Annotated in this window: 2 protein-coding genes; both read left to right on the forward strand. The window is 59.7% G+C overall.

Annotated features, from left to right (window positions below; all coding sequences use genetic code 11):
- On the forward strand, positions 1-717 hold a 717-nt coding region (locus ABIE33_RS36085; protein ID WP_429133925.1), incomplete at its 5' end, for a tetratricopeptide repeat protein.
- 473 nt (positions 718-1,190) lie between these two features.
- Entirely contained in the window at positions 1,191-2,897 is a 1,707-nt protein-coding gene (locus tag ABIE33_RS36090) for an adenylate/guanylate cyclase domain-containing protein (RefSeq protein ID WP_429133927.1), read from the forward strand.
- Positions 2,898-3,055 lie beyond the last annotated feature (158 nt).

A 3,055-nucleotide genomic window follows, 5' to 3' on the forward strand; every position in this document is an offset into this window, starting at 1 on the left:
CTTCGGGAAACTAGAGCGGCGCGCCCGCTGCTGTCCAAGGCCATCGAAATTGATCCGGACTTTGCAGCGGCATACGCTTGGCTTGCGATGAGCCACCATTTCGGTGCGTTGTACTGTGGTGAGCCTGTCGAGGAACACCGCATGTTGGCTCGATCTGCTGCCCGAAAAGCCGTGGAAATCGATCCGGAAAATGCGGACGCCCACATCGTTCTGGGATTCCTGCGGGCTTACGAGGGCGAACTCGAAGCAGGTGTGGCCGAATTCGAAGAAGGGCTTCGGCTGAACGCCAATCATGCGGAGGGCTGGGCCATGCTTGCCGACCTCAGGGTGTTCGAGGGGCGGGCTGCGGAAGCGATAGTATGCGCACAGAACAGCTTTCGTTTGAACCCATATCCTCCCGGAGACTATTTTTCGTTTCTCGGCTGGGCCCAATACGCCGCCGGTCAATATAAGGATGCCGTCGAAACGCTTCGCAACGCATTGGCAGGTGGACCTGGCGCGAAACGCAATCTCGCGGCGGCGTTGGCGCAACTTGGGCAGACAACGGACGCGCGCAAAGTGGCGAGAAAATTCCTTGCGGAGTTTCCGCATTTTGACGCCGGGGAGTGGGGGAAGACGCAACCGTTCCGCCATGATGCGGATCGCCAACATTTTATCGAAGGTTATCTCAAGGCCGGCCTGCCAATTCGAGGACCTCGGGTGAGCGCCGAAGAGTGAGCGTTCCGCAAGTCCATTTTTGCGAACAGGTTTAGTGGTCTACAGTTCGGGTCCCCTCAAGGCGGGGGATAGGAGACATCCGTGCTGCCGGCTCGGTCGTCGAGTGATCTGAACGCCCGAGGAGCGTCAGGAGCGGATACTTGGTCAGTGCGACCCGAGCGTCTCAATTGGGCCGAAGGAGACTGGCCGCATCTGGAGAGTTGGCCAGAAATGCAGACTTAGCGCAGTTGCAGTTCGGGTCTCCCCCGGAACACCATTTCGCGAACAGCCCGCTCCCCATCACCAGACGTTCAGGAACCGTCCGCTTTCCGTGGATGCTCATTTCCGTGTCGTCCACTTCGACGCCGTCGGTCACAAAGAAGGATAACAGCTCGATGGAGATGGAGGTCGCCTGGACATTACCTCTTACCACTTGTTGACTCACCCGCGGTTGAACAATAATTTGCGAGCTCGGTCGTTAGGCTTGTCCTCACATGACGGATCAATCTCTTCAGCGTCGCCTTGCCGCCATCGTCGTTGCCGATGTGGTGGGATATTCACGCCTAATGGAGGCTGATGAAGTCGCAACGCTGGCGAACCTCAGGGAACTCCGTTCTGGCGTTATCGAGCCGACTGTGATGCGCCACAACGGTCGCATCTTCAAGGTCATGGGCGACGGATTCTTAATCGAATTCGGTAGCGCGGTGGACGCGGTCGCAGCAGCGTTGGAAATGCAACGGGCCACCACTGCTGTTGAGGCTTCACGAGACCGGCGCCTGCTTTTGCGTGTAGGCGTCAATCTGGGAGATGTCATTGACGACGGTTCAGACGTGCTCGGCGACGGCGTCAATGTCGCGGCGCGCCTCGAGACGCAGGCCGCACCGGGAGGTATCTGCATTTCAGCCAAAGTTCACGGCGAGATCGTCGGCAAGATCGGCGACCGGTTCTTTGATGCGGGCGAACGCTACCTAAAGAACCTGACTCGCCCGGTCCACGTGTGGCATTGGCCGGATGCGCTGCAGAGCATATTGCCGCTGCCCGAATGTCCCTCGCTCGCTGTATTGCCGTTCACGAATATGAGTGGGGATGAAGCGGACGCACCTTTCGTCGACGGCTTGACCGAAGACCTGATCACCGACCTTTCCCGTACGGCTGGCCTGTTCGTCATCGCGCGCAATTCCGTGTATGGCTACAAGGGCAAGCCGGTCGACGTACGGCTGGTCGCCCAGGAACTCGGCGTCCGCTACGTCCTCGAGGGGAGCGCCAGACGCGCAATGGGCCGTGTCCGCATCAATGCCCAATTGATCGACGCGCTTGGCGGCCAGCACTTGTGGGCCGACCGGTTTGACAGGACGGTGGAAGATGTTTTCGAATTACAGGATGAAGTTAACGCCAAGATTGTTGAAGCCCTCGTCGGCCGGCTGACCATCCCGACTCAGCGCAATCGGCCGAAGAACTTTGAGGCGTACGATCTGTGTGTGCGCGCCCGCCTCCTGACGGAAGAGTCGCCGCAAACTGAGCGTGAGGCCTATATGCTGCTCCAACGCGCGGTTAAGCTCGAGCCATCATATGCCGAGGCGGTCGGTCTGCTCGCCTATAACCGTTGGCTTGCCTGGACTCATTTCGGCGAGCCCGAAGATCCTAACCGTCGGATGGCGGCGACGTTCGCGCAGAAGGCGGTCGACCTAGATCCCAACGATGCCGGCTGCCGTTACGTTCTGGGGACCATTTTGGCGTATGAGCGGCGATGGGAGGAATCGGACGCCGCCTTCGCCAAGGCCCTGGAGCTAGACCCCAACCACGCCGACACCTGGGCCGCCATGTCCGACATGTCCGTGCTGGACGGCAGGGTTGCCGACGGACTAGCGCAGATCGAAAAAGCTCTGCGGCTCAATCCCTATCCAGCCTGCTGGTATCTTTGTCATCTTGGGCAGGCGCAATACGCCGCGCGTGACTATGAGGCGGCAACCGCTACACTCCGCAGGAAAGACACGTATCGTACCAACTCACGCAAATTCCTGGCTGCTACGCTTGCGCAGTTGGGCCACCGTGAGGAGGCTCGGCGAGAAGCAGAATTGTTCCTGATCGCCCACCCACATTTCACGATCGGCCATTGGCTCAGCTCCCAGCCGCTGCGCGATGCGTCTGTACGAGACCACTTTGTCGACGGCTTCCGAAAGGCTGGCCTGCCGGAGATGTGACCGCGGGTGGGGACAATCCCGACGGGTTCGAGGATTTGATCAACGGATGTGCGCTGCGCGAGAACGGCGGTCTGGATCGCAGTGCCAAGCTTCTCAAGACGCTCCACAAAACGCGTCAACCAGCCCGAGTCTCGCATGACTTTTCCGCTGGACCGCCT

This window comes from Ensifer sp. 4252, assembly GCF_050434565.1.
In the GTDB taxonomy this organism is placed as follows: domain Bacteria; phylum Pseudomonadota; class Alphaproteobacteria; order Rhizobiales; family Rhizobiaceae; genus Ensifer.

What these genes read in the sequence shown, in the direction of transcription:
- ABIE33_RS36090 (WP_429133927.1), top strand. Translation starts at nt 1,191, where the DNA reads ATGACGGATCAATCTCTTCAGCGTCGCCTTGCCGCCATCGTCGTTGCC.